This window comes from Novosphingobium terrae, assembly GCF_017163935.1.
Classification (GTDB): Bacteria; Pseudomonadota; Alphaproteobacteria; order Sphingomonadales; family Sphingomonadaceae; genus Novosphingobium; species Novosphingobium terrae.
Genome location: NZ_JABVZR010000001.1, coordinates 3,975,876 through 4,002,117 on the forward strand (window position 1 = coordinate 3,975,876; position 26,242 = coordinate 4,002,117).

23 protein-coding genes and 1 tRNA gene are annotated in these 26,242 nt (G+C 64.9%); 6 read left to right on the top strand and 18 right to left on the bottom strand.

Translation table 11 applies throughout. The features are described 5' to 3' along the window. Positions 1 to 18: 18 nt before the first annotated feature. From HGK27_RS17675 to fabI, 3 genes are all read left to right on the top strand, one after another. Positions 19 to 975, top strand: a complete 957-nt coding sequence (locus HGK27_RS17675) for a DnaJ C-terminal domain-containing protein (RefSeq protein ID WP_206242278.1) — start codon at positions 19 to 21, stop codon at positions 973 to 975. Between the two features lie 91 nt (positions 976 to 1,066). Beyond that, positions 1,067 to 1,984 carry a YihY/virulence factor BrkB family protein gene (locus HGK27_RS17680; protein ID WP_241127279.1) on the top strand — a complete coding sequence of 306 codons (918 nt, stop codon included), beginning with the start codon at positions 1,067 to 1,069 and terminating at the stop codon, positions 1,982 to 1,984. Positions 1,985 to 2,001: 17 nt separating this feature from the next. Further along, positions 2,002 to 2,805, top strand: coding sequence for an enoyl-ACP reductase FabI (gene fabI, locus HGK27_RS17685; RefSeq protein WP_206242279.1), 804 nt, complete (start codon positions 2,002 to 2,004; stop codon positions 2,803 to 2,805). A gap of 271 nt (positions 2,806 to 3,076) precedes the next feature. Here the strand turns inward: fabI and HGK27_RS17690 are convergent, their stop codons facing one another. The 7 genes from HGK27_RS17690 to HGK27_RS17720 form a co-directional block, all read right to left on the bottom strand. After that, positions 3,077 to 3,631, bottom strand: a complete 555-nt coding sequence (locus HGK27_RS17690) for a hypothetical protein (RefSeq protein ID WP_206242281.1) — start codon at positions 3,629 to 3,631, stop codon at positions 3,077 to 3,079. A 368-nt stretch (positions 3,632 to 3,999) separates the two neighbouring features. Beyond that, positions 4,000 to 5,763 (bottom strand): hypothetical protein, encoded by a 1,764-nt coding sequence (locus HGK27_RS17695; RefSeq protein ID WP_206242283.1) that lies wholly within the window; start codon positions 5,761 to 5,763, stop codon positions 4,000 to 4,002. Positions 5,764 to 5,848: 85 nt separating this feature from the next. Further along, positions 5,849 to 7,711, bottom strand: coding sequence for a hypothetical protein (locus HGK27_RS17700; RefSeq protein ID WP_206242285.1), 1,863 nt, complete (start codon positions 7,709 to 7,711; stop codon positions 5,849 to 5,851). Positions 7,712 to 7,721: 10 nt separating this feature from the next. Next, on the bottom strand, positions 7,722 to 8,117 hold the full coding sequence (locus HGK27_RS17705; RefSeq protein WP_241127280.1) for a GtrA family protein: 396 nt from the start codon (positions 8,115 to 8,117) through the stop codon (positions 7,722 to 7,724). A 19-nt stretch (positions 8,118 to 8,136) separates the two neighbouring features. Beyond that, the gene (locus HGK27_RS17710; protein WP_206242290.1) at positions 8,137 to 9,714 is read right to left on the bottom strand and encodes an NAD(P)/FAD-dependent oxidoreductase; all 1,578 of its coding nucleotides are present in this window, start codon (positions 9,712 to 9,714) and stop codon (positions 8,137 to 8,139) included. Between the two features lie 209 nt (positions 9,715 to 9,923). After that, on the bottom strand, positions 9,924 to 10,433 hold the full coding sequence (gene msrB / locus HGK27_RS17715; protein WP_206242292.1) for a peptide-methionine (R)-S-oxide reductase MsrB: 510 nt from the start codon (positions 10,431 to 10,433) through the stop codon (positions 9,924 to 9,926). A gap of 108 nt (positions 10,434 to 10,541) precedes the next feature. Next, complete coding sequence (locus HGK27_RS17720) at positions 10,542 to 11,240, bottom strand: OmpA family protein (protein ID WP_206242294.1); 699 nt, start codon at positions 11,238 to 11,240, stop codon at positions 10,542 to 10,544. Positions 11,241 to 11,413: 173 nt separating this feature from the next. Here HGK27_RS17720 and HGK27_RS17725 point away from each other — a divergent pair, with 173 nt between their 5' ends. Then, on the top strand, positions 11,414 to 12,730 hold the full coding sequence (locus HGK27_RS17725; protein ID WP_206242296.1) for a hemolysin family protein: 1,317 nt from the start codon (positions 11,414 to 11,416) through the stop codon (positions 12,728 to 12,730). Between the two features lie 350 nt (positions 12,731 to 13,080). Here the strand turns inward: HGK27_RS17725 and HGK27_RS17730 are convergent, their stop codons facing one another. The 9 genes from HGK27_RS17730 to HGK27_RS17770 all read right to left on the bottom strand — a co-directional run bounded on the left by HGK27_RS17730 (position 13,081) and on the right by HGK27_RS17770 (position 21,121). After that, on the bottom strand, positions 13,081 to 13,488 hold the full coding sequence (locus HGK27_RS17730; protein ID WP_206242298.1) for a DUF3035 domain-containing protein: 408 nt from the start codon (positions 13,486 to 13,488) through the stop codon (positions 13,081 to 13,083). A 5-nt stretch (positions 13,489 to 13,493) separates the two neighbouring features. Next, the gene (gene lspA / locus HGK27_RS17735) at positions 13,494 to 14,066 is read right to left on the bottom strand and encodes a signal peptidase II (RefSeq protein WP_206242300.1); all 573 of its coding nucleotides are present in this window, start codon (positions 14,064 to 14,066) and stop codon (positions 13,494 to 13,496) included. Next, complete coding sequence (ileS, locus tag HGK27_RS17740; RefSeq protein WP_206242302.1) at positions 14,063 to 16,861, bottom strand: isoleucine--tRNA ligase; 2,799 nt, start codon at positions 16,859 to 16,861, stop codon at positions 14,063 to 14,065. Before ileS ends, lspA begins: the two co-directional genes overlap by 4 nt. 285 nt (positions 16,862 to 17,146) lie before the next feature. Next, positions 17,147 to 18,076, bottom strand: a complete 930-nt coding sequence (locus HGK27_RS17745) for a bifunctional riboflavin kinase/FAD synthetase (protein ID WP_206242304.1) — start codon at positions 18,074 to 18,076, stop codon at positions 17,147 to 17,149. Between the two features lie 10 nt (positions 18,077 to 18,086). Next, positions 18,087 to 18,569 (bottom strand): dihydrofolate reductase, encoded by a 483-nt coding sequence (locus tag HGK27_RS17750; RefSeq protein ID WP_206242305.1) that lies wholly within the window; start codon positions 18,567 to 18,569, stop codon positions 18,087 to 18,089. A 10-nt stretch (positions 18,570 to 18,579) separates the two neighbouring features. Then, on the bottom strand, positions 18,580 to 19,635 hold the full coding sequence (locus HGK27_RS17755; RefSeq protein ID WP_206242307.1) for a 5-(carboxyamino)imidazole ribonucleotide synthase: 1,056 nt from the start codon (positions 19,633 to 19,635) through the stop codon (positions 18,580 to 18,582). An 18-nt stretch (positions 19,636 to 19,653) separates the two neighbouring features. Continuing rightward, complete coding sequence (purE, locus tag HGK27_RS17760; protein ID WP_206242309.1) at positions 19,654 to 20,148, bottom strand: 5-(carboxyamino)imidazole ribonucleotide mutase; 495 nt, start codon at positions 20,146 to 20,148, stop codon at positions 19,654 to 19,656. 3 nt (positions 20,149 to 20,151) lie between these two features. Beyond that, positions 20,152 to 20,838 (bottom strand): 2,3-diphosphoglycerate-dependent phosphoglycerate mutase, encoded by a 687-nt coding sequence (gene gpmA / locus HGK27_RS17765; protein ID WP_206242311.1) that lies wholly within the window; start codon positions 20,836 to 20,838, stop codon positions 20,152 to 20,154. A 118-nt stretch (positions 20,839 to 20,956) separates the two neighbouring features. Further along, complete coding sequence (locus tag HGK27_RS17770; protein ID WP_206242313.1) at positions 20,957 to 21,121, bottom strand: hypothetical protein; 165 nt, start codon at positions 21,119 to 21,121, stop codon at positions 20,957 to 20,959. A gap of 172 nt (positions 21,122 to 21,293) precedes the next feature. Here HGK27_RS17770 and HGK27_RS17775 point away from each other — a divergent pair. Both HGK27_RS17775 and HGK27_RS17780 read left to right on the top strand, forming a co-directional pair. Beyond that, positions 21,294 to 21,368, top strand: a tRNA-Thr gene (locus HGK27_RS17775). Positions 21,369 to 21,559: 191 nt separating this feature from the next. Further along, entirely contained in the window at positions 21,560 to 22,312 is a 753-nt protein-coding gene (locus tag HGK27_RS17780) for a FadR/GntR family transcriptional regulator (protein ID WP_206242315.1), read from the top strand. Between the two features lie 241 nt (positions 22,313 to 22,553). On the opposite strand, the gene HGK27_RS17785 is transcribed toward HGK27_RS17780, so the two are convergent. Then, complete coding sequence (locus HGK27_RS17785; RefSeq protein WP_206242317.1) at positions 22,554 to 24,821, bottom strand: putative bifunctional diguanylate cyclase/phosphodiesterase; 2,268 nt, start codon at positions 24,819 to 24,821, stop codon at positions 22,554 to 22,556. Between the two features lie 197 nt (positions 24,822 to 25,018). Further along, entirely contained in the window at positions 25,019 to 26,230 is a 1,212-nt protein-coding gene (locus HGK27_RS17790) for a M20 metallopeptidase family protein (RefSeq protein WP_206242319.1), read from the bottom strand. Positions 26,231 to 26,242: the final 12 nt, after the last annotated feature.

The window sequence follows — 26,242 nt, forward strand, 5'->3', positions numbered from 1 at the left end:
GCTCCTAGCTAGGGCTTTATGGCAAAAGACCCTTACGCAACGCTGGGCGTGGCCCGCAACGCCAGCGAGAAGGACATCAAGTCCGCTTATCGCAAGCTGGCCAAAGAGCTGCACCCGGATACCAACAAGGACAATCCGCGCGCGGCGGAGCGGTTCAGTGACGTGACCTCCGCCTATGATCTGCTGTCCGACAAGGACAAGCGCGCCCGTTTCGACCGGGGCGAGATCGATGGCGACGGCAATCCGGCCTATGGCGGCTTCGGCGGCGGCGGCGGCGCGGGCCATGGCGGTTTTCGCCCTGAGGATTTCGGCGGCTTCGGCGGTTTTGGCGCGGGGGCCGAGGGGATCGACCTCGGCAATATGTTCGACGGGCTGTTTGGTGGGCGTGGCGGTTTCGGCGGCGGTGGCGGCGGCTTTGCCGGCGGCCAGCAGCGTCAGGCGCCGCGTGGCGGGAATATGGCCTATCGTCTGGCCGTCTCGCTGCCCGATGCCGCGCTGGGCACCAGCCAGCGGCTGACGCTGTCCGACGGCAAGCCCATCGATGTGAAGCTGCCCAAGGGCGTGGAAGAGGGGATGCAGATCCGCCTCGCGGGCAAGGGCCAGCAGGGGCCGGGCGGCGCGGGCGATGCCATCATCACCGTCACCATCCAGGCGCATCCCTGGTTCAAGCGCGATGGCGACAATGTGCTGCTCGACCTGCCCGTCTCGCTGGCCGAGGCTTTGGCGGGCGCCAAGGTGAAGGTGCCCACGGTGGAAGGCGCGGTGGTGCTGACCGTGGCGCCCGGTTCCTCCTCGGGCCGCGTGCTGCGCCTGAAGGGCAAGGGCTTTGTGCGCAAGGATGGCACGCGCGGCGATCAGCTGGTGCGGCTGGACATCGCCCTGCCCGCGCCCGACAGTCCGGCGGCGCAGGATCTGGCCGCAAGGCTGGAAGGCTGGGCCGATCCGCAGGAACCGCGGGCCCGCTTCGGGCTTTAAAACCGGTATGACCCCACGCCACGACACCTCCGATGCCGGCAGCGATGCTCGTGGTGGGGTCAGCAACGGGGCCAGTAGCGGGGGGCGCTCCTTGTCGGATCACCTGCAATCGGTGGAGCGCCGCGTCGGCCCCAACGGTATGGAGGTGATCCGCCGCGTGGTGGCGGGCGTCTGGAATGACGGCTTCATCCACGCCGGCAACCTTGCCTATATGACGATGCTGACGCTGTTTCCCTTCTTCATCGTCATGTCCGCCGTCTTCTCGATGATCGGCGAACAGCGTGAGCGCGCCGCCTCGGTCCATGCCTTCATGACCGCCCTGCCCCATGTCGTCCGCCAGGCGCTGGAGCCGGTGGCCAGCGGCGTGATCGAGGCGCGCAAGGGCTGGCTGCTGTGGGCGGGCGCGCTTGTGGCGCTGTGGACCGTCTCCAGCCTGATCGAGACCATCCGCGACATCCTGCGCCGCGCCTATGGCATGCAGGCCACCCAGCCCTTCTGGCATTATCGCCTGCTGGGCGGCGGGCTGGTGATGCTGGCGGTGATCGCACTACTGCTCTCGCTCTATCTGCAGGTGGCGATGGATGCCAGCGCCTCGATCGTCACCGAGCGGCTCACCCCGCTGGCGCAGCATGGGCTCAAGCTGATCCAGATGCCCATCGCCCGCCTGCTGCCCGCAGCCATCCTCTTCGGCGCGATGTATCTGCTGTTCTACATGCTGGCGCCCGGCCATTATCGCCGCCGCGTCTACCCCAAATGGCCCGGCGCCGCGCTGGTGACGCTATGGTGGGGCGTGGTCAGCACCGTGCTTCCCGTGCTGCTGCGAGTGTTGCTTAAATACGACCTTACCTACGGCAGCCTTGCCGGTGTGATGATCTCGCTTTTCTTTTTCTGGCTGGTCGGCTTAGGGATCGTTACAGGAGCCGAGTTGAACGCGGCGCTGGCCTTGCCGGCAGAGCGCGACATGATCGGACAGTCAGACGACCGCGCCCGGCGCGGACGGATAGAGTAACGCAGGGAAGATTAAGAATGAGCGGATTGATGCAGGGCAAGCGCGGCCTGATCATGGGGCTGGCCAATGACAAGTCGCTGGCATGGGGCATCGCCAAAAAGCTGCACGAACAGGGTGCCGAGCTGGCCTTCTCCTACCAGGGCGATGCCCTTGCCAAGCGCGTGCGCCCGCTGGCCGAACAGCTGGGCAGCGATTTTCTGATCGATTGCGACGTGGCCGATATGGACGCGCTGGACAAGGCCTTCGACGAGCTGAAGGCCCGCTGGGAGACGATCGATTTCGTCGTCCACGCCATCGGCTTCTCGGACAAGACCCAGCTGCGCGGGCGTTACTACGACACCACGCTCGACAACTTCCTGATGACGATGAACATTTCGGCCTACTCGCTGGTGGCCGTGACCAAGCGCGCGCGTGAGATGATGCCCAGCGGCGGCTCGATCCTGACGCTGACCTATTACGGCGCCGAGAAGGTTGTGCCCCACTACAATGTGATGGGCGTGGCCAAGGCCGCTCTGGAAACCAGCGTGAAGTATCTGGCGAACGATTGCGGGCCGGAGAACATCCGCGTCAACGCGATCTCCGCCGGGCCGATCCAGACGCTGGCCGCGCGCGGCATCGGCGATTTCTCCTACATCATGAAGTGGAACGAGCTGAACTCGCCGCTGCGTCGTAACGTGACGATCGAGGATGTGGGCGGGTCGGCTTTGTACTTCCTGTCGGATCTGGCCTCGGGCGTGACCGGCGAGATCCATCATGTCGATGCCGGGTACAATCTGGTCGGCATGAAGCAGGAAGATGCTCCGGATATTTCGCTGGTTTAAGAAGATGAAGGGATAGGTGCGAGGGGGTTACCCCCTCGCGCTCCCGTTACTGTCTACATTGCGCATCGGGTTCGGCCACAGAGCTAACGTCGCTGCGCCGCAGGCAGCTTTGCCAACACAGTCTATCGATTTGAGATTCGATTGCCTGCGGCGCTCTGCACTGCGCAGCGCAGGTGGAACGTTTGCGCGTTCCGATGTGTCATCCCTGCCATTGCGTCGGGAGACGTAATGGGGGTGCAGGGGGCGTAACGCCCCCTGCTTCAATCCTTGCTTACTTACCCGCAGCCTTCGCCGCCTCATCCGCCTCGGCCTTGGCGCGCTGGCGCTCGTCGTAAGCCTTTTCTTCCTTCTCCACCGCCGACTGGGTCGCGGCAGCATCGGCATCGACATGCGATTCGCGCTCGGCCCGCGCGTCCTGAATCATCTTCGAGAAGGCGACATCGCTGCCCAGCTTTTTCTCAAGATAAGCGTTGTGCACGAACTGGTTGGCGCAGCCCGTCCAGCCGCCTGCGCCCACCGGCGAGCAGCTCATCGGGCCGGTGGCGCCGACCATTTCGTAGCTCTTCACGCGTTCGGTCCAGGAGGTGTTGTTGGTGCTGCCCGGATTGCGGAAGGGCTCGGGGATGCGATAGCGCTCGGCCTCTTCCTTGCGGGCGCAGACCACGATGTCCTGATCGTTGGTTTCCGGGCATTTGTCGTCACCATAGACGATGACCATGTTGACCCGGCTGCCGTCCGAGCCCTGCGCCATCGCGGGCGAAGCCAGCCCGCCCAGCCCCAGAGCCCCGGCCAGAACAGTGCTGGCGGCGAGAAGAAGGCGGTTCATGGGCAGGCTCCTTGGCGTTTCATCGGCAATTTCGCGGGTATAGGCCGTGTTGCTGTTGAATGGTAGCTGAAGCTGGGCGGGTTGTTCCATTGTTTGGCAGGAAGATTTGAAGGGGTGAATGCGAGGGGATTATCCCCTCGCGCTCCCATGAATGTCTACGTTGCGCATCAGGTTCGGCCATGCGCTCAGTTTGCTGCGCCGCAGGCGGGAATTGATGCCTGCGGCGCCTCAGGTAGCGCAGGTGGAGCGGTTGGGCGCTTGGATCGGGAACCACTGCCCTTGCGTCGGAAGTCGTTCCGGGAGCGCGAGGGCCCGGAGCATCTCTCTTGAGAGATGCGACCAACAACGACTCCCACCCTCGCTTTTTCTCACTTCAAAACCTTCACCCCACACCCTGCCCCCTTGAAAGCCTCAGCCGTCTCCGCAAACCGCTGGTTGGCTTCTCCGCTGGCCGGACGACCGAACAGCGCGTCCTCCTGCGCGAAGAACGAATCCTGAGGCAGAGCGATGCTCTTCCCCCCGCCCCGGCACAACCGCGCGGCGAGGGCATCGGCGTCGTCGATCTCCCAGATGGAGAGGCGCAGGGGGCGGTTGGAAAGGTCGGGTCGATTGAGGATCAGGTCCAGCGCGAAGGCGCCATCATTGCCGCCGATGATGGTGTAATCGGCGCCCGAGGCGTTGATCGCATCATTTTCGTGGGAGAAAGTCGCGTAGAGGCGGTGTGTCAGCGTGCCCTGCGCCACCATCAGCGCCAGCGTGCCCAGACTCGCCACCGCCAGAGCAGGGCGCAGGCGGGTGTGCCATGGCGTCAGCCGCTGCCAGCCGAAACCGGCGAGCAGGGCGGCATTGCCCAGCAGGCCATGCATATAGCGATAGCCGAAACCATAGCCCTGGTAGGGCAGGATGATGCCCATCACGATCACCGGCAAGAGCAACCCGGCCAGCAGCGCCCCGACGCGGCCATCGCGCAAGGCCAGACCGGCGCCCAGCGCGGCCAGCGGGATCAGGGCGAGGTGGTTCCACAGGGTGAAGCGCAGCAGATTGGCGCTCATCATGGAGAGGTTGTGCTCGTTCTGGGCGAGGAGATCGAGCAGGCGCGAGAGATAGCTGGTGCCAACATCGCTCTCGAAGCTGCCCGGGCCCCAGATCAGACTGTGAGTCACATGCGGCCAGGCCAGCCAGAACAGGCCGATGGCGCCATAGACCACGACATAGAGCCCCAGCCGCCGCCACTCGCCGCGCACCAGCAGCAGGGCCAGCCACGGGGCGACGAACATGGGATGGAACAGCGGCTGGTGCAGGCCGGTGCCGAAGAAGCCCACGGCCAGCGCAGCAACATCGGTGCGGGGGCGGTTTGCCAGAAACAGCCGCAACCACAGCAGATTCACCGCCAGATGCGCGGGCATGGCAAAGGCGCTCATGCTGGCGAACAACGACTGGCCTGAAAGCAGCAGCATCAGCAGGGCCACGCTGGCGCCTTCGCGGGTCAGCATGGTGCGAGCGATGCTCCACAGCAGCCAGAGCGAGGCGCCCAGCATCAGCGGTCCGGTGAAGGCGGGGCCGCCCAGCCAGTTCGGTGCGATCAGTCCGATCAGCGCGCGCAGCCCGGTATGGCCCGGCAGATAGGCCGAAATCCACGCCACCGGCCTGCCCACCGGTAGCATGAAGAGGGTGTTGAGCATCGGAAAATCGACGCGCCACTCTGGCGGCAGCGGCCAGGCAAGGTGGCCATGGGCGTAGATCCAGGCGTCGAATGTCGCCATCTGCTCATCGCGGGAGAGGTCGTAATCGAGCAGCAGCCAGTGCCGCCCGACCACCGCTGCGACCATCGCCAGCAGAGTCAGCGCAATCACCGCCCTTGGGGAGAAGGCCATGCCGCGCGGCCTGAAGCGGGATCGCGCCAGCAGGGCCGTCAGGGCCGAAAGCAGCGTCACACCAAGCGCCATGACCAGCAGCCAGCGGTCCTGCATGAGCACATAGGCCCCCGCGATGCCCTGCCCGCCATGGGGGCTCAGGCTGCTGGCCAGCAGGAAGCACAGCAACAGCCCCACCAGCCAGCCGAGGCAGGCCAATCCGATCTGCGCGCGCGATGCTTGGGGCGAGCCTTGTGTAGGCCGCCAACCTTCGGTCATTCTCTCCATCGCGGCCAGTCTAGAGCCTTTTCGCGATGAGCCAAAACGCTCTTTTTTCCGGGCCTTTTTCGAGCCTGAAAGGGCTCTAGCGCACCACGCGCCAGACTTTCAGCCGCGCATCCTGCGGCCCGGGCAGCGGCGCCAGCCAGCCCGGCACATGACCGGCCAGCAATTGCCCGGCCAGACCTTGCGGCGCGACACGGGCATAGATGGCACTTTCAGCAGTCAGCGGACAGAGCGCGACATACTGGGCCTTCTGGCCGCGTATGATGGCATGAGCTTGATTGAGCGGGGAAAGGAAGGCGTGAATTACGGTGTCCATGGCACGCGCACCACGATGATGGCCGCTGGCCAGCGCAGTATGATGCGTGGCGACCAACAGTTCAGGCGCAATATCGAGACCTGCCAGAATGAGACCTGATGGTTGTTCACTGAGCGCATGAGCGCTTTCATCAATGTGGCAAGTCCATACCGACCATACTAGCTGGTTCCCAGACGCAGCCTCTGTGCCGGGCGGCCGATTCGTGTAAATCCCTGTCCTCTCAGTGTTTCCTTGCTGACTGGATTGACCGTAGAGCGTAAATGGAGCGCTGGGTTCCACCGCCAAAGCTATGGCCACAAACCAGCCGATACGAGGCAAGACAGCAGAATCTTGGGCTCGATTGAACCAGCGCAGCACCAACCAGGCCAAAGGTATCGCTGTCAGAGCCGACGATAAAGAGGCTGCGCGTACCACCAGCAAGGCCACTGCCTGTGCCCCTGCCAGCACAAGCGCATAGTCACGCCAGAACAGGCGCATGGCGCCATGGCCTTCGCGGATCAGACACCAAAGAGAGAAAAACGCAAACAGCGGCGGGAGGCAGATCTGAAGCGACCATACCGGGAACTGTTGCCAGATCGGCAGCCCTTCGGCGACCTGATCGTACCACATATGCCGAACCGTAGGGCTCAGCATATCGAAGCTGCCGGAACGACATTGCGGCGCCATGCCCAGATAGAGCGCCCCGGCCACTGCCCCCAGCGCGCCCAGCACCACCACCCTGCCCCAGATCGGCCAACGCTGCCCAAGGGCGGTTGCCGCCACACTGCCCAGCGCGGCCACGCTCAGCACAGTCAGCTGGACGGGTGACATCTGGTCGCAATGCTGGGCCAGATCGCCAAAGCCGCGCAGCAGGCTGAACAGCAGCAACGATCCCGATGCCAGCGCCGCCATATAATGGGCCAGCCAGAAACGCCCCGGCTCATTGCGGAACCAGCGCAAGGCACCCACCGCCGCGAAGATCGCGGCAAGCGGCAATCCTTCCACGCTGATTTCCAGACTGGCCGCCATGCCCAGACCCGCCAGCCATGCCCCCAGTGCGATGCGCCGGGCCAGCAAGCCGCTCAGCGCCAGCACGGCGCAGGCCACCTGCCAGCCGTGATGGTCGATCCGCATCGGCAGGATCTGGGTCACGAAAGGCGGGCTCATCATCAGCAGCAAGCAGGTCATGGTGGTGCCCCGCGCGCCCAGCCGCAGCCAGGCGATGCGCGCCAGCAGCGCCATGACCACGCCCAGCGTCAGCATCGGCACCAGAATGCGCGCCGCAAGTTCCGCCCCGTCAGCGCCCAGCAGAGGGCGCAGCAGCAGAATCGTCCCCGCCAGCGGCATATCGACCAGCCGCGACCAATGCATCACCACCCCGCCATGCAGCGGATCAAGCCGGTGCTGGGTGAGATCGAACCAGCCCTGCCCGCCCAGCCAGTCACGCACCTCCAGCAGGCGCAAGGCATCGTCGGGGTCGGGGAAGCGATGCTCGATGATGGCGCGGATGTTGGTCAGCAGCAGCAGGGCCGCGACCAGCAGGAAAGCCGGGATCAGCCTGGCGAGAAAAGCGGGCCATTGTCCGGCCAAAGGCAGGCCGCCGCGCGATGCCTGATCGCCAGCCGGTTTCAGGGGGACCTGTTTCACGGGAAGTCTCTCAATCCGCCAGACGGGGCGCGAAAACCAGCCGGTTGCGCAGACTATAGGTCGCGGCAAAGGAAGCCGCCACAGCGATACCCTTGGCCAGGCGCGGATCGAGACCGGCGCGGCTGCCCGCCCCCACGATCAGCACCGTCACGGCAAGACCCAGCAGCGCCGAGGCGACGAACAGCGCCTGCTGCCTCAGCCTGTCGGCTCCGGCCTGCGCCAGATGCTGCGCGAAGACCGCCCGGCTGGAGAGGAACCAATGCGCGGCAATGCCCAGCGCATAGGACAGGGCCGCAGCGGGCGCGGCGGCCAGAGTCAGCCGCAGCAACAGCAGATAGCACCCCATATCGACACCCAGCGCCAGAAGGCTGGCGCCCAGATAGCGCGGAAAAGCGTGGCTCAGCACGGCGCGCATCGCTCTGCGGTCAGGCCGCGCGCGTTTTCGGCAGGCCAGCGCCGACGCGTGCCGGCACATCGCGCAAAGAGCCCAGAGCAGCCGCCTGATCGGGCGTGACGGCGCGCGTTTCAGGAAGCCGGGTCTGGGCGCCCTCATCGCCTGCCTCGTGATATTCGGCGTCTTCGTTGACGCACCAGATATCGTAGAGCCGCTTGCCCGCCTTGATGTTCTCCACCGTCAGCATGGCGGTCATCATGGCGTGGTCCTGATTGTTGTAGCGATGCATGCCGTTGCGACCCACCATATGCAGCGTGGGGAAGCGCGCTTCCAGATCATCGCGCATCGCCGCCACATGGGCCGCATAGGTCTCATCATAGACCGGATAGGCCTTTTCCTGACGGACCACGGCGCCGCCGATCACCTGATCGGGGTTCACCAGACCAAGCACCTGCATTTCCCGCGTGGCCAGCGCGACCAGATCGTCATCCGCCATCGACCACAGGCCATCGCCTTCAAAGCAGAAATATTCCAGACCGACGCAGGCCACCGTCGCGTCGGGCACCATTTCCGGCGACCAACTGCGGAAGTTCTGGATGCGGCCCACCTGCACCTTGGAATCGTGGATGTAGATCCAGTTGTCGGGGAAGAGGTCCTCGCTGCGGATCTTCAGGGCCACGGTCAGGAAGTCGCGGTATTTCAGCTCCATGGCCTCGGGCAGGCTGACGGGCAGGGGGTGGATACGCCCTGCCAGCTCGCGCATTGGCGCGCTGGAGATCACATGGCGCGCCGCGATCACGCTCTCGCCGCCATCATGGCTGGCGGTGAGGTGCCACAGGCCCTGCGCATCCTGTGAAAGCTGCTTCAGCCCATGGCCCATCAGGATGCTGCCGAAACCGGTCGCCTCGATCTTGCGCGCGGCCTCTTCCCACATCATGCCCGGGCCAAGGCGCGGATAGCGGAAGCTTTCCAGCAGCGTCTTGGTGGCCATGCCATCGTTGGGCTTTTTGTTCAGACCCAGACTGCGCTTGAACCCGTCCAGCACCGCCTTGCCCAGCGACAGTCCCTTGATGCGCTGGGCGGCCCAGTCGGCGCTCATCGTGTCGCAGGGCATGCCCCAGACCTTCTCGGTGTAGGTCTTGAAGAAGATGGAATAGAGCTTCTGGCCGAACTGGTTGATCGTCCAGTCCTCAAAGCTTTTGACTTCCTTGCGCGGGAAGGCCTTGGCCAGCGCGAAACTGGCCATGCACAGGGTGGAGCGCCACAGGCCCAGATTGCGCAAGGCCTCAAAGGCGCGCAGCGGATAGGAGTAGAAGCGGCCCTCGTAATAGATGCGGCTCATGCGCGGGCGCTGGATGAAATCGTCGGGCAGGATCTCGTTCCACAGATCCACGACCTGCTGCGATTTCGAGAAGAAGCGATGGCCGCCGATGTCGAAGCGGTATCCCTCATGCTCCACCGTGCGGCTGATGCCGCCGACATAGCGCGGGTCCTTCTCGATGATGGAGACGGTGTAGCCGGCCTTGGTCAGCAGATAGCCTGCCGTCAGGCCTGCTGGCCCGGCGCCGATGATCGCCACATCCACTGCTTGCTGTCGGTCGCTGCTCATACCAAACCTTGCCACATCGCCCCTCTCGGGACCCCTGCGACAGGCCTGAAGGAAAATGCCTAAGCAATGATGAAGAAAGGCCGGACATGCGCCCGAAAACGCCGGTTTTGCAGGCGATAGCAAGGTGAACGCGGCGGTAACGTCGATTCGCGGCGGTGCGGGCGAATCATGGTCTGAAGCCCCGATCCGGCCCGCATCGACAGAACAAGCTAAGCGGGCTTGAACACCATCGCCACGCCATTCATGCAATAGCGCAGCCCCGTGGGCCGGGGGCCATCATCGAAGACATGGCCCAGATGTCCGCCACAGTGGCTGCAATGCACCTCGGTACGGGCATAGCCGAGTTCATGATCGGTGCTGGTGAGGATCGCGCCGGGCAGGGGCTTGTAGAAGCTGGGCCAGCCGGTCCCGCTCTCGAACTTCGTGTCAGAGGAAAACAGCGGATTCCCGTCGGCCACGCAGAGGAAGGTGCCCTTGCGATGCTCCTTCAACAGCGGCGAGGTGTAGGGATATTCCGTCGATTGCTGGCGCAGCACAGCAAACTGCTGAGCTGTCAGCCGCTGTTTCCATTCCGCATCGGTGTAATGGACCGGGTAGCTGGCCGTGGCGGCCTGCGCCTGCTGCGGCCAGAGCCGAAAACCACAAGCCATGGCCGAAACGCCGAGCGCCAGGCCGGCCAGCATATGGCGCCGCGATGTGTGGAGCGTGATATCCTGCATCCTGCATCTCCTTCACAAGCTATTACGCAAGGAAGGTGCGAAAGGATACGCGGCCCGCAAAAAGTTCAGGCGCGGGGGATCAGCCTTGTGAAGCCCCCGCCGCCAGCCTCAGTTCCCGCCCTGAGCGCGGGCCGCCCGCACCTGATCCTGCGTGATCGGCACGATCTTGATTTCCACGCGGCGGTTGCGGGCCTTGCCCTCAGGCGTGGCATTGTCGGCCACGGGCATGGTGGCGCCAAAGCCCTGAGCGCGCACGCGCGCCGCGCTTACGCCCCGGATCGAGAGATAATCGGCCACGGTGCGCGCCCGGTTTTCCGAAAGCACCTGATTGTGCTGCGGCGTGCCGGTGCTGTCCGTATGACCGTAAACATCGATCAGGCTGTTGGGATAATCGTTCATGCTCTGCGCGATCTTGTCCAGCGTGGGGCGGAACTGGGGCTGCAGGGCATAGCTGTCGCTGTCGAAAGTGACGCCATCGGGCAGGTTGACCAGAATGGCGCGGCCATCGTCGGTCTGGCTGATGTTGACGCCGGTGCCGGCGGTCTTCTCGCGCAGGTCGCGGATCTGCTTGTCCTTGGCATAGCCGATCGAGCCGCCCACAATGCCGCCGATCCCCGCGCCGATGATGCGGCCCGTGCCGCCGCCGATCAGCCCGCCGATCAGAATGCCGCCCACAACGCCCGCACCCGCACCGATGGCCGCGCGCGAGACTTTCTTGTGCCCGGTGTTGGGATCGGTGACGCAGCCCGCCGTCATCAGCGAGAGGGCGGCCAAAGCGCCAACAGCTGCGCGTGACTTGGTGAGCATGGATGCGATCTCCCTGTGCGACGTCTCGAATGTCGCAACTCGTATCATGCGTTTTTGGTGAACGACAGCTTGACCAGAGAGTTATGAACCATCGGACATGTGAATTCTTGCAATCGCTTCGCGTGGTAATGCCCCTTCGCGCGCGAAAGGAAAGCTGTTAAGGTGGGATTATTGTGACACCCTTTCCCTGGACAGACCTGTTGATGATCGCGGGGCTGGTCGTTTTGAACGGCCTGTTCTCGATGTCGGAACTGGCAATCGTATCGGCCCGCCCGGCCCGGCTCAAACTTCTGGTGGAGCGCGGGCGGCGCGGCGCACGCGCGGCCCTCGCCCTCTCCGAAGACCCCGGCACGCTGCTCTCCACCGCACAGATCGGCATCACGCTGATCGCGCTGGTCACGGGCGCGCTGTCCGAAGCCAGCCTCGGCACGCCGGTCGCGCAGCGGCTGGAAGCGCTGGGCATCCCTCATCGCTTTGCCGATGAGACCGGGCTGGTGCTGGTGATGGGCATCACCACCTTCGTCAGCCTGATCGCGGGCGAGCTGGTGCCCAAGCAGCTGGCCCTGCGCATGGCCGAGCCCATCGCCTGCCTCGCCGCGCCCGTCATGGCCCGCCTTGCCCGCTGGACCGCGCCGCTGGTCTGGGTGCTGGACCGAAGCTCGCAAGGGGTGCTGCGCCTGCTGGGCGTGAAGCACACCGACGAGCCCTCCGTCACCGAGGAAGAACTCCACCTGATGTTCGCCGAGGCCACCCGCTCCGGCGTGATCGAGGAGGATGAGCGCGAGATCATGACCGGCATCATGCGCCTCGCCGGTCGCCCCGTGCGCGAGGTGATGACGCCCCGCAACCAGATGGACTGGATCGACGTCAACGCCAGCGAAACCGCCGTGCGTGAGCGGATCGCCGCCAGCCCGCACTCGATCATGCCCATCGGCGACGGTTCGCCCGACACGATCCTCGGCGTGGCCAAGGTGCGCCAGATTCTGGCCGTGCTGCTCTCCGGCCGCACGCTGAGCCTGCGCCGCCTGATGAAGAAGGCCGAGATCATCCCCGATCAGCTCGACGCCATGGACGCGCTGCGCATCCTCCAGCAGTCGGGCATTTCCATGGCGCTGGTGCATGACGAATACGGGCATCTGGAAGGCATCGTCACCCCCGCCGACCTGCTCTCCGCCATCGTCGGGAATTTCGTGAGCCATCAGGACGATGGCGAAGGCCCGATGGTGATCGAGCGCGAGGATGGCAGCCTGCTGATTTCGGGCGCCTTGCCCGCCGATGCCCTGAGCCGCCGCCTTGGGCTGGATCTGCCCGAGCATCGCGATTACGCGACGACGGCTGGGTTTGCGCTCTCCGTGATGAAGCGGTTTCCCGATGAGGGCGATGTGTTCGAAGTGCCCGGGTGGCGGTTCGAGATCGTCGATATGGATGGGCGGAAAATCGACAAGCTGCTGGTCAGCAAGATTGTCGTGGCTGAAGTGATGGAAGAGTAAAAAGGGAAGATGCGAGGGGGGAGTCCTTGTTGGTCGCATGTCTCAAGAGACATGCTCCGGGCCCTCGCGCTCCCATAACGTCTTCCGACGATGGGGCGGTGGTTCCCCATCGCGGCGCCTAAGCTCTCCACCAGCACCACCCAAGGCGCCGCAGGCAATCGAATCATGCGGCCATGGGATCGGCGCCGCGACGTTTGCTCTGCCGCCGAACCCTATGCGCCACGCAGACAGTAAAGGGAGCGCGAGGGCGATGGCCCTCGCATCTTCTCTTTTCTTCCCAACCCCGGAAAACACAAAACCGCCCGCGAGGCATCCCTCGCAGGCGGCTGTGTGAGCCAGAGACCGAAGCCTTACTTGGCCGTGGTCGTCTGCGCCTCGCGACCGTTGCCTTCGGGCGCCGCGATGATGTCGCGGGTGATGTCGCCCTTGTCGACGGCGTTGGTCTTGGGGTCTGCGGCGGTGGAGCGGATGCCCGCTTCGGGTTCGCCGGCCTTGCGCAGGGTTGCGTTCTCGACCGGGCTCTTGCCGGCTTCGCCGCCGAACATGGCAGCGAGGGCATCCTGCTGGCTCGAACGGCTGGCGGGGCGGGGCGCGCCGGGCTGCGGCGGCGTCAGCGAGAAGTCTGGCGGAATGTAGAGCGGGGCCTGGCGCTGCACCGCGAATTCATCGGGGCGCACGCGCGCGAAGAGACGATCGGTGCAGCCCGACAGCGTCAGGGTGATGGCGCTCGCCAGCAGAATGGCGGTGGACTTGCGCATGTGTGTCAGCTCTCCGTCGCGGTGTTGGCCTGATCCTGTGGCCGAGTGGCGCGCTTTTCGCCTGAAAGGAAGGATCGGGCAAGGATAATCAGGACGCCGATGGTGATGGCGGCATCCGCCAGGTTGAAAATGAGGAAGGGACGGATGGCGCCGAAGTGCAGATCCGCATAATCAACGACATAGCCAAGGGCAGCACGGTCACGGATGTTGCCAAGGGCGCCGCCGAGAATCATGCCCAGCGCCGCCGTGTCAGCGAAGCGCTTTTCGCGCAGCAGCCAGACGGTGACGAAACCGGCGATCAGGGCGGTCATGGCGACAAGCGCCCAGCGTGCCCCGTCCGACCCGGCGGTGAACAGGCCGAGCGAGACGCCCGGGTTCTGCTGCCAGCTCAGGCCGAAGAAGGGGATGAGCGGCAGATCGGGAACGGCGGGGTTCCAGTTGATGCTGTCGATGTTGTGATCATGGATCGCCGGCAGGCCGATCGGGTGCACGACAGCCCACTTCACCGCCTGATCGGCGGCAAAGGTCAGGGCGGCAACGCCCAGGCCCAACAGGCGGTTGCGCGAAAGCAAACTCATTCTGCAGCGTCCATGGCGGAGACGACATGATCGCAGCGTGAACAGAGATCGCCATCTTCGGCCACTTCGGGCAGGTGTCGCCAGCAGCGACCGCATTTGTGCTTGTCGGTACGGGTGACCGACAGGACATCTCCGCGCGTGACGGCGGCGCTGATGAACAGCTCGGCCAGATCGGCTTCAGGCGCATCGGCGGGGACGGTGACTTCGGCCTCCAGCGAGGAACCGAGGGTCTTGTCACGGCGCAGCGGCTCGATGGCGGCCAGCGCCTCGGCGCGCAGGGCGCGCAGCGCGGTCCAGCGCTCGGCATCCAGCGTGGCTGCGGGGATGGTGGGCCATTCCAGCAGGTGGACGCTCTCGCCAGCAAAGCGCGACTGCCACACCTCTTCCGCCGTAAACACCAGAACCGGCGCGGCATAGCGGATCAGCGCGTGGAACAGCATGTCCAGCACGGTGCGATAGGCGCGGCGCTTCACGTCATCCGCGGCGTCGCAGTAGAGCGAATCCTTGCGGATATCGAAGAAGAAGGCCGACAGATCCTCGTTGCAGAAATCGACCAGTGCGCGGACATAGGCGTTGAAATCGAAATCGACGGTGGCCTGCTTCAGCGTGCCATCCAGCTGCGCCAGCAGGGCCAGCACATAGCGCTCCAGCTCGGGCATCTGCTCGACCGGCAGCTTCTCGGCGTCCGAAAAACCGTCCAGCGCGCCCAGCAGGTAGCGGAAGGTGTTGCGCAGCTTGCGATACTGGTCAGCGATGCCCTTGAGGATCTCGTCACCGATGCGGTGATCCTCGGTGTAATCGACCGAGAGGGCCCAGAGGCGCACGATGTCCGCGCCATAGGTCTCCATCACCTTGAGCGGGTCGACGGTGTTGCCCAGCGACTTGGACATCTTGTGACCCTTGGCATCCATGGTGAAGCCGTGAGTCAGGATGGCCTTGTAAGGCGCATGGCCGCGCGTGGCGCAGCCTTCCAGCAGCGAGGACTGGAACCAGCCGCGATGCTGGTCACTGCCTTCCAGGTACAGGTCGGCATGCGGGCCCTTGTAGCCTTCGGGGCGCAGCAGGTCAGGCCAGCGGCCCGATTCCAGCACAAAGGCATGGGTGCTGCCCGAATCGAACCACACGTCGAGAATGTCGGTGACGCGCTCGTAATCGGCCAGATCGTAGTTGGCGCCGAGGTACTGCTGGGCGCGCTCCTCGTCCCAGGCATCGACGCCCTCGGCCTTGATGCCCTCGATGATGCGGGCGTTGACGGCCGGGTCGCTGAGATACTGGCCGGTCTTGCGGTCCACGAAGAGCGTGATCGGCACGCCCCAGGCGCGCTGGCGGCTCAGCACCCAGTCCGGGCGGCCTTCGACCATGGCGCCGATGCGGTTGCGGCCCTTTTCGGGGACGAAGCGCGTGTCGGCTATGGCCTGCACGGCCTTTTCGCGCAGGGTCTTTTCGCCAGCTTCGGCGCGGTCCATGGGGACGAACCACTGCGGGGTGCAGCGGAAGATCACCTTGGCCTTCGAGCGCCACGAATGCGGGTAGGAATGCTTGTAGTCGGCAGAGGCCGCCAGCAGGCCGCCCGCTTCACGCAGAGCGGTGCAGATCGGGCCATCGGGCGCGTTGAACTTGGGGTTGATGACCGAGCCTTCGCCGCCCAGCCATTCCCAGTTCGCACGATACTTGCCATCGCCCTCGACCGCGAAGACCGGCTCGATGCCGTGCGCCTTGCAGAGCAGGAAGTCATCCTCGCCATGGTCGGGCGCCATATGGACGAGGCCCGTGCCGGAATCGGTGGTGACGAAATCACCAGCGAGGAAGGGGCGGGGCTTGGTGAAGAAGGCGCTCTCGGGGAACTGCGCGGCCATCGGGTGGCGGGCAACGGTTCCGGCGAGGTCTGCGCCCTTGCCGGTCCACACGGCAGTCAGCGAAGCAGCTTCATGAGCAGCGGAGAAGCGCTGGAAGAAACCATCTTCCAGTTCAGAGCCGATCAGGAAAACGCGACCAGAGTCAGCATCGCGGAATGCGGTGTACTCAACCTCCGGCCCATAGGCCAAAGCCTGATTGGCCGGGATCGTCCAGGGCGTGGTCGTCCAGATCACCGCGTAGGCGCCAACCAGCTCGGCCACCGGCGAGTCCGTGATCTCGAAGGCCACATCGATCTGCGTGGACACAATGTCCTCATACTCGACCTCGGCCTCGGCCAGAGCGGTCTTTTCCACCGGCGACCACATCACCGGCTTGGCGCCGCGATAGAGCTGGCCGCTCTCGGCGAATTTCAGCAGTTCGGCCACGATGCCCGCCTCGGCGGCGAAATCCATCGTCAGATAGGGGTGATCCCAATCGGCATTCACGCCAAGGCGCTTGAGCTGCTCGCGCTGGGCATCGACCCACTGGCGGGCATAGGCGCGGCATTCGGCGCGGAATTCCTTGGCGGGAACCTCATCCTTGTTGCGCTTCTTCTTGCGGTACTCTTCCTCGACCTTCCACTCGATGGGCAGGCCGTGGCAGTCCCAACCGGGCACATAGGGCGCGTCCTTGCCCAGCAGGCTCTGGGTGCGGACAACCATGTCCTTCAGGATGTGGTTCAGCGCATGGCCGACGTGAATGTTGCCATTCGCATAGGGCGGGCCGTCATGCAGAATGAACTTCTCGCGACCCGCGCGGGTGTCCCGCAGCTTGCGGTACAAATCCTGATCCTGCCAGCCCTTCAGAATGCCGGGCTCCTTCTGGGGGAGGCCCGCCTTCATGGGGAAATCGGTCTTCGGCAGGAAGACGGTCGGTCGGAAGTCGCGCTTTTCGGTCATATCGCCGGGTGCCTTAGCGATTGTGAGGGATTCCTGCAAATGGAAGGGGGGCAAGAAAAGATAAGGCGAGGGGGTTACCCCCTCGCGCTCCCATAATGTCTTCCGACGCACGGGCAGCGGCTCCCCATCGGAGCGCCCGAACTCTCCACCAGCGCCACCTAAAGCGCTGCAGACTTTAGCAATTCATCTGCCTGCGGCGCCGCAAATCAAGCGCCTTCGGTGAACCCGAAGCGCAACGCAGACAGTAAAGGGAGCGCGAGGGCGATGGCCCTCGCATTCACCTCTTCAAACTTCTTCCAAAACCTTCCGAGCCTGATCGCAATCCCTGCCGATCTGCTCGATCAGCGCATCCATCGACTCGAACTTCGCCTCGCCGCGCAAAAACGCATGGAAGGCCACCTCGATCTCCTGCCCGTACAGATCGCCCGAGAAATCGAAGAAATGCGGCTCAAGCAATTCCTTGGGCGGATCGAAATGCGGGCGCACACCGATGTTCGCCGCGCCTTTCAGCACCCGGCCATCGGGCAGCAGGCCGGTGACGGCATAGATTCCGTAAGCGGGGCGCAGATAGTCACCCAGCGCCAGATTCGCGGTGGGGAAGCCGATCGTGCGGCCCAGCTTGTCGCCATGCTGCACGGTGGCGCGGATGGTGAAGGGGCGGGTCAGCAGGCGAGCGGCGGTTTCGGGATCGCGCTGATGCAGCGCATCGCGGATGCGGCTGGAGGAAATCACACCCTGCGCATCCTCCACCGGAGCGATGGCGCGGGCTCCCATGCCGATTTCGGCGCCCAGCGTGGCCAGCGTGGCGATATCGCCCTCGCGCCCCTTGCCGAAGGTGAAATCGGTGCCGGTGACGACGCCCGCCGCGCCGATGCTGCGGCCCAGCACCTCATGCACCCAATCGTGGGCCGAGGAGGCGGCGAAGGCGCGGGTGAAGTTGAAAACCAGCATGGCGTCGGCCCCGGCGGTGGCGAAAAGCTCCTGCCGCTGGTCCAGCGTGGTCAGGCGGAAGGGCGCGGCATCGGGAGCAAAAAGGGTGACAGGATGCGGATCGAAGGTGGCGACGATGGCAGGGCGACCCTCGGCCCTGGCCCAGCGGATCGCTTCACCCACAACCGCCTGATGGCCCTGATGGAAGCCGTCGAAATTGCCCAGGGCGACGATGGCGCCGCGCAGGTGATCTGGAACGCGCAGGTCTGAGGTAAGGCGAATCATGGGGTCTGCTCTATAGGTCACGTGTCAGTGTGACGAAAGCGAAGCCGGGGCGGCTGCCTTCGGGCGCGTGGGTTTCACGTGAAACTTCATGCCATTGCGGGCCAAGGGGTGGCATATGGGTGTCACCCTCGACGCTCATATCGACCTCGGTGAGTTCAACCCGCGCCGCACGGTCCATAAACAGCGCGTAGATTTCCGCACCGCCGACCACGGCGACCTCGCCATCGCCCGCCAGCGCCAGAGCAGCCTCCACGCTGTGCGCCACCTCGGCGCTCTCGCGGGCCCAGTTGGTGTCGCGGGTCAGCACGATATGACGGCGGCCGGGCAGGGGGCTGGGGAAGCTCTCGAAGGTCTTGCGGCCCATGATCATCGGCTTGCCAAGGGTCAGCGCCTTGAAATGCTTCAGATCCGCCGGAAGGTGCCAGGGCAGGCGATTGTCCACCCCGATGGTGCCATTGGCCGCGCGGGCATAGATCAGGAACAGCTCGGCCATCGGGGCGTGCTTACAGCGTCAACCGCGTGACATGGCCCATCTTGCGGCCGGGCCGGATCGAGGCCTTGCCATAGAGATGCAGATGGTTGGCCGGATCGGAGAGGATGCCCGCCCAGTCCTGCGCATCGTCGCCAATGATGTTGCGCATCTCCACGCCCTTGGCCGCCAGCGACGTGTCGCCCAGAGGCAGGCCGCAGATGGCGCGGATATGGTTTTCGAACTGGCTGGTGATCGCGCCTTCGGTCGTCCAGTGGCCGGAGTTGTGGACGCGCGGGGCCATCTCGTTGAAGATCGGGCCTTCCTCGGTGGCGAAGAACTCCACCGCCAGCACGCCGACATAGCCCAGCGCTTCGGCAATCTTCTGCGCCATGGCGCGGGCGGCGGGCACCTGTTCCAGCAGGGCCGGGGCGGCGGGCACGGTGGAGAGGGCAAGGATGCCACTCTCGTGAACATTCTGCGCTGAATCCCAGAAGCGGATATCGCCATCGGCACCGCGTGCCAGAATCACCGAAAACTCGCCGGAGAAGCGCACGAAGCCTTCATAGACCAGCGGCACATCGGGCAGATCGATGGCGGCGGCGTCCTGCGGCGTCATGATGCGCCACTGACCCTTGCCGTCATAGCCGTCACGGCGGGTCTTCAGGATGCCCGGCGTGCCGATTTCGGCGATGGCGGCGTCCAGATCAGCCCGGCTGTCCACAGTGGCGAAGGGGGCGGGGGTGCCGCCCAGATCGCGGACCATGCTCTTTTCGCTCACCCGGTCCTGCCCAACTTCCAGCGCGCGGGGCGGGGCCAGCAGCGGCGTGGGAGCAATGGCAGCCAGAGGCCCCACCGGCACATTCTCGAACTCATAGGTGACGACGGCGCAATCCGCTGCGAAGGCGCGCATGGCCGCCGCATCGTCCCACGCCGCCTGCGTGAAGGACGCACAGACCTCGGCGGCCACCGAATCCTCTTCGGGCGCATAGATATGCACCCGGTAACCGAGGTTCGCTGCCGCCATGGCCATCATGCGGCCCAATTGGCCGCCACCCAGAATGCCGATCGTCTCGCCGGGGGGAATCATGGTCTTGCTGGTAATCCTTCAGGCGTCGGTGGGGCGCTCGGCCACCGAATCGGTCTGCGCCACGCGATAGGCTTTCACGCGCTCGGTCAGGGCCGGATCGCTGGTGGCCAGAATCTTGGCCGCCAGCAGACCGGCGTTGGTCGCGCCAGCCTCGCCGATGGCCAGCGTGCCGACCGGCACACCGGCGGGCATCTGCACGATGGAAAGCAACGAATCCTGCCCCGAGAGCATCTTGCTCTGCACCGGAACGCCCAGCACGGGCAGGTGAGTCATCGAGGCGACCATGCCCGGCAGATGCGCCGCGCCGCCAGCGCCCGCGATGATCACCTTGAAACCCTCATCCGCGGCGCCCTTGGCGAATTCGACCAGACGGTCGGGCGTGCGATGCGCCGAAACGATGCGCACATCATGCGGCACATCCAGCGCGGTGAGAATGTCAGCGGCCTTCTTCATGGTGTGCCAGTCAGACTGGCTGCCCATAACGATGGAAACAATGGCTCCGGGACGGGTCATGGCTTAGCGCTCCGACAGGTAGTAACGTTCCGTGGCGTTCAGATCTTCGTCGAGTTCGAAGATGATGGGCTGACCGGTGGGGATTTCAAGATCCAGAATGTCGGCATCCGAAATCTTCGACAGATGCTTCACCAGCGCGCGCAGCGAATTGCCATGCGCGGCGACGATCACCGTCTCGCCAGCCTTGAGCTGAGGGGCGATGGCCTCCTCATAGTAAGGCAGCACGCGGGCAATGGTGTCCTTCAGACTCTCGGTCTGGGGGATGGCGATGCCAGCATAGCGCGGATCGGTCGAGAGATCGAACTCGCTGCCCTTTTCCTGCACCGGGGGCGGCACGTCGAAGCTGCGGCGCCAGATCTTCACCTGCTCCTCGCCATGCTTCTCGGCGGTTTCGGCCTTGTTGAGGCCAGTGAGGCCGCCATAGTGGCGCTCATTCAGGCGCCAGTCCTTGGTTTCGGGAATCCAGGCCAGACCGGCCTCTTCCAGCGCCAGATGCAGCGTGCGGATCGCGCGCGTCTGAAGCGAGGTGAAGGCCACGGTGGGGATCACGCCCTTGTCCTTGAGCAGTTCGCCCGCGGCCATCGCCTCGGTCTCGCCCTTGGGGGTCAGATCGACATCCCACCAGCCGGTGAAGCGGTTTTCAAGGTTCCACTGGCTCTGGCCATGGCGGACGAGGATCAGGCGAGGCATCGGTAATGGGCTCCCTCTCGTAGAGGCCGGGCCTTGCGCCGACGCATGTGGCGGGAGGCGGCCCGACGGTAACAGGCCCGAGGCCCTAGCCGGTTGGCCCGGATTTGGAAAGGAAAGCTTATGCGCCTTTTTCGCTCTCTTCATTGCGCGGGGTGTTGTTCTGCTGCGCGGCCTCCTCGGCGCTCAGGGCGCGGGCCTGCGTTTTGCGGCGGCGCAGATTTTCACGCAGCTTGGCGGCAAGGCGTTCCTCGCGGGTGAGGGGGACTGATGGGTCGGAGGGCATGGGCTGCGTCAAATCCTGAAGGTTCGGTTGGAAGGTTCGAGTGGGCAGGGCGGATGCCTGACAGAGATTTTCATTCAATGCAAAACAGGCGCTTGACAAGGGATGATCGGGCCGTCATTAGCGCCCCCCTGCCCGGCGGCGCTTTTCGCTCCAAACGGCAAGACTGTGGTGTGCTGCTGTAGCTCAGTGGTAGAGCGCATCCTTGGTAAGGCTGAGGTCGGGAGTTCAATCCTCCCCAGCAGCACCACAGTTTCCCGATCCTGATTGATTATTTCCCCTCGGGGGACACTCCCAACATCGATAGCATCATTTCGGCCCCAAGGCGCCGATTGATCGCCTGATTGCGCCCATTCTTATGTCCCGGTGCGGCTCGGCTCTTGCCAAGCTGCGTGGCGGCGCCTCTACTGCATCCAAAGAAAAGACTTTGGGAGTATGGGAATGGATGTGTCGCTGGCCGATGGCCGCAGGATACCGGGGCCAGAGGCGGGGCTTGGACGCAATCTGACCTATGGGCTGCTCGATCTGCTGGGCAAAAGAATCGTCACCGGCGCCTATGAAACCACCGGCTTCCCCACCGAGGCCGAACTTTCCGAACAGCAAGGCGTCAGCCGCTCGGTCACGCGTGAGGCGGTGAAAATGCTGACCGCCAAGGGATTGCTCACCGCGCGCCCCCGGCAAGGCACCAGCGTCCAGCCCTCCGCCTGCTGGAACCTGTTCGACCCCGATGTCCTGCGCTGGATGCTGGAGCGCAAGGTGACCGCGCAACTGCTCGAACAGTTCAACCAGCTGCGCAACGCCATCGAGCCGGGCGCCGCCGCGCTGGCAGCCCGCACAGGCGATCCGGCGGGTCTGGCAGGCATCGAGGCCGCTTTCGCCCGCATGGAGGCTGCAGAGGCCGGACAGGAGACCTACGCCCATCACGAGGCGCTGGAGGCCGATATCGGCTTTCACCTGTCGATCCTGCGCGCCTCGGGCAATCCTTTCTTCATGCAGTTCCGCGATGTGGTGGCCACGGCTTTGCGCACCTCGATCCGCATGACGCGCAACATCTCGGGCAAGGTGTTCGATCTGGCCGCGCATGAGGCGGTGATGCAGGCCATCCTGCGCGGCGATGCCGATGGGGCCTTTGCCGCAATGTCTGCGATCATCGGGGAGGTGTCGCGGATTATGGAGCAGGAAAAGGCGGCTTGAGGAGGTAAGAAAGAGAAGATGCGAGGGTCATAACCCTCGCGCTCCCTTTAATGTCTACCTTGCGCCACGGGTTCGGCCTTGCGCCCAGTTTGCCGCGCCGCAGGCAGAAATGAGCTTTAAAGCCTGCGGCGCCCCAAGTGTCACAGGTGGAGAGACTGGGCACAACAACCGGGCGCCACTGCCCTTGTGTCGGAAGACGTTCCGGGAGCGCGAGGGGGTAACCCCCTCGCATTATTCTTCCTTACCTTCCCGGAATCATCTTCTCCAATTCCTGCGCCCCCACAGGCCGGCTCACCAGATACCCCTGGAAGTGATTGCACCCACACAAAGCCAACCGCCGCCGCTGGCTCTCGGTCTCAACCCCCTCCGCCACGATATCCAGCCCCAGAGCGCGGCCCAGCCGCACGATGGCGTCGATCAGAGCCTCGGCCTCTTCCCCGCTGTCGAGGTTATGGACGAAGCTGCGGTCGATCTTGATCTTGTCGATGGCGAAGCGGTGCAGGTTGGTCAGGCTGGAATAGCCCGTGCCGAAATCGTCCAGCGCGATGGTGAAGCCCTCCTGACTCAGCACGGTCAGATTGTTGCGGGTGACGCCATCATCGCCCAGCAGCGCGGTTTCGGTGATCTCGAACTCGTAATGGCGGGGATCGATGTCATATTCGGCAACCAGCCGCGTCACCATCGCCATAAACACCGGCGAGCGCAGCTGCAGCGCCGAGACATTCACCGCCACGCGCAGATTGGGCCAGCCCCGCGTCTCCTCAAAGACGCGGCGCAGGATATATTCACCAAGCTCGTGAACCAGACCGCTTTCCTCGGCCAGCGGCACCAGCACGGTAGGCGAGATGGCGCCCTTGGTGGGGTGCTGCCAGCGCACCAGCGCCTCGACGCTGACAACGCGGTCATCGCGGTCGATCTGCGGCTGATAGGCCATGTGGATCTGGCCGTGAGACAGGGCCTGGCGCAGATCGCCTTCCAGCGCGCGGCGCAGGCGCAGGGCGGCATCCATCTCGGGCTCGAAGAAGGCGCTGGCGTTGCGGCCCGCCTCTTTCGCGACATAGAGCGCCATATCCGCCTGCCGCAGCACATCGGAGGGCTCGACCTGCGGGTCAGGCACCATGGTCACGCCGATGGAGGCGCTGATCTCCACCTGACCGAAGGTGAGGTCGATCGGGCGGGACAGTTCACGCAGGATGCGCTCGGCCAGATGCGAGGCGCCCGCGGCGGTGGTGCCGGGCTGAAGGATCACGAATTCATCGCCCCCCAGACGCGCCACCGTATCGGATTCGCGGCACAGCGCCTTCAGGATGGTGCCGACCTTGCGGATCAGCTCATCCCCGGCGTGGTGGCCCAGCGTGTCATTGACCTCCTTGAAGCGGTCGAGGTCGAGGCAATGGACCGCCAGATCGGCGGCGGGATCATAGGGATGGCGTCGGGCGAGGGCCAGAAGGTGATTCAGCCGGTCGAACATCAGGGCGCGGTTGGGCAGGCCGGTCAGCGTGTCGTGATAAGCGACATGGCGGGCAAGGGCCTCGCTGTCGATCAGCTCGCGGGTCATCTGCGAGGCTTCGCGCATGAAGATCCAGCTGCCCCAGCCAAAGGCCACCAGCAGCATGATCAAAGGCGCGGCGATCTCCCGCAGCAGGGCCGAGCCGGGGCGCTGGGGCGACCACACCATCCAGCCCAGATCGGACCCGTCGAGTCCCTTGAGCAGCACGCGGGCCATTGTGTCATTGCGCGGCGCCATGGGCATCACCACCATATCGGCGATGCGATAGCGCTGGCCGAACAGGTTCAGCATCGGCGCGTCGAGCGGGATCGCCACCATGGCGATGGCCAGCGGCCCCTCGCGCGGCTTGACCTTGCCGCCATCGGGCTGAATCAGATGAGCGCTGACGATCCACACCTGCCCCTCGGCCCGGGCCAGCGCGGTGGTGTGCACAGCATGGGCCAACGCCTGACCGGGGACAGGCGGCTGATGCGCGGCAGCTTCACGCTGGCGCAGCCCCGGCAGCATCGCTTCAGCAGCGGGAGCGAAAGGGCCAAAGAGCGCATCGGGCGCGGCATTGGTGGGCTTGCCGTCACGCGCGCCATAGACAGGCCGCCCATCGCCCTGAAGCACGAAGGCACGGGTGGCGCCCACCTGCGAATGCATGAAAACGGCGAAATAGGCATCAGCCCAATGGCGGTCGAGCCGGTTGCCCAGATGATCGACCGCCTCGTCCCATTCGACCTGCGGGATGATGGCCTGCTCCAGCTCATGCATGCGCAGGGCAAGGCCGCGCGCCACCATGGCCTGCTCATGCTCGCGGGTTTCGCGGTCATTGCTGGCCACCAGCTGCATGGCGATCACGGCGAGCAGCAGCAGCGCCACCACCGCCACCACCGCCACCGGGCGAAAGATGCGGGCGCGGCGCTTGTCGAAACTGCTGTCCGCCATGGCATCATGGCCCGCGATCGCAGGCATGACGGGTTCGGGTCGGGAATCGCGGTTGGGCAGTGCCAGCATGTCGGTCAACGTCCGTTGCGTGCCGCGCCGGCTGCATGACCGACGAGCAGGCTGTGGTCAGGGACGTGGTGACCGAGTCTCATTGCGCCGCCATAGCTTACGCCCTGTTAGGGAAGGATGCGGAGATCTCCTCCGGAAGTTCCCTAGGCGTTTGTTGTCGTTGGATCAGGAGGTGGGAAAGCCTAGGCTTGTTTTGGTTACCAACCGGTTTCCAGAAAGGCCTGCCCCAGACCGGCCAGCAGGGCGCTGCCGCGTGGCAGCACCGCCTCATCCAGCACCATGCGGGGGGAATGGATGCCATTGGCCCTGGCGGCTTCCACATCGCGATGGGCGGCGCCCAGAAACAGCATGGCGCCCGGGGTTTGCTCCAGCACATAGGAGAAATCCTCGGCCCCCATGATCGGCGCGGGGAGGCGAGCGAAGGTATCGGCCTCAAACAGCATGCCGCTGACCCTTTGCGCCAGATCGACGGCGCGCGGATCGCAGAGCGTGACGGGAAAGCCGGGATGGATCGTCACTTCGGCCCGCTGGCCATGGGCTGCGGCGATTCCCTCGGCCAATCTGGTGAGCGCGTCACGCAGCGCAGCGCGGTTGGCGGGGGAGAGCGAGCGCATCGTGCCCTTGAGATGCGCGCTGTCGGGGATGACATTGTGAGTCGTCCCGGCCTCGATTTTGGCGATGGTGACCACCACCGGATCATGGGCGTTGAACTGGCGCGTCACCATGGTCTGGATCGCGGTGACGATCTCGCAGGCGACAGGAATGGGGTCGGCGGCGTGATGCGGCATGCTGGCATGGCCGCCCGCGCCGGTGATGGTGATGTCGATCTGGTCGGCGCTGGCCATCAAGGCCCCGGCGCGGCCCTGCACCTGCCCATGCGGGGCGTTGGGCATGACATGCAGCGCAAAGGCAGCATCGGGCTGACGACCGTCTGGCGTTTGCAGCAGCCCGTCATCGATCATGAAGCGGGCGCCGTGATGGCCTTCCTCGCCGGGCTGGAACATGAACAGCACGTCGCCGGGCAGGCTTTGCGCCCGCGCCGCCAGCAGCTCCACCGCACCGGTCAGCATGGCGGTGTGGGCGTCATGACCGCAGGCATGCATGGTGCCCGCAATGGTGGAAGCGAAGGGCAGGCCGGTTTCCTCACCCATCGGCAGGGCGTCCATATCGCCGCGCAGCAGCACCACGCGGCAGTTCTCCGCCGGGCCAGCGCCGCCGCGCAGAAAAGCCACGGCGCCGGTGGTGGAGGGGCCCTCACGCCATTCCAGCGGCAGATGAGCCAGCGCAGCCTTCACCTTGGCCAGCGTTCTGGGCGTGTGCAGGCCCAGTTCGGGCTCGGCATGGATGGCGCGGCGCAGGGTGGTCAGGCGTTCCGAGAGGTCCTGCGCTTCGTCATAGAGCGTCGCCATGCCCGCCTCCCT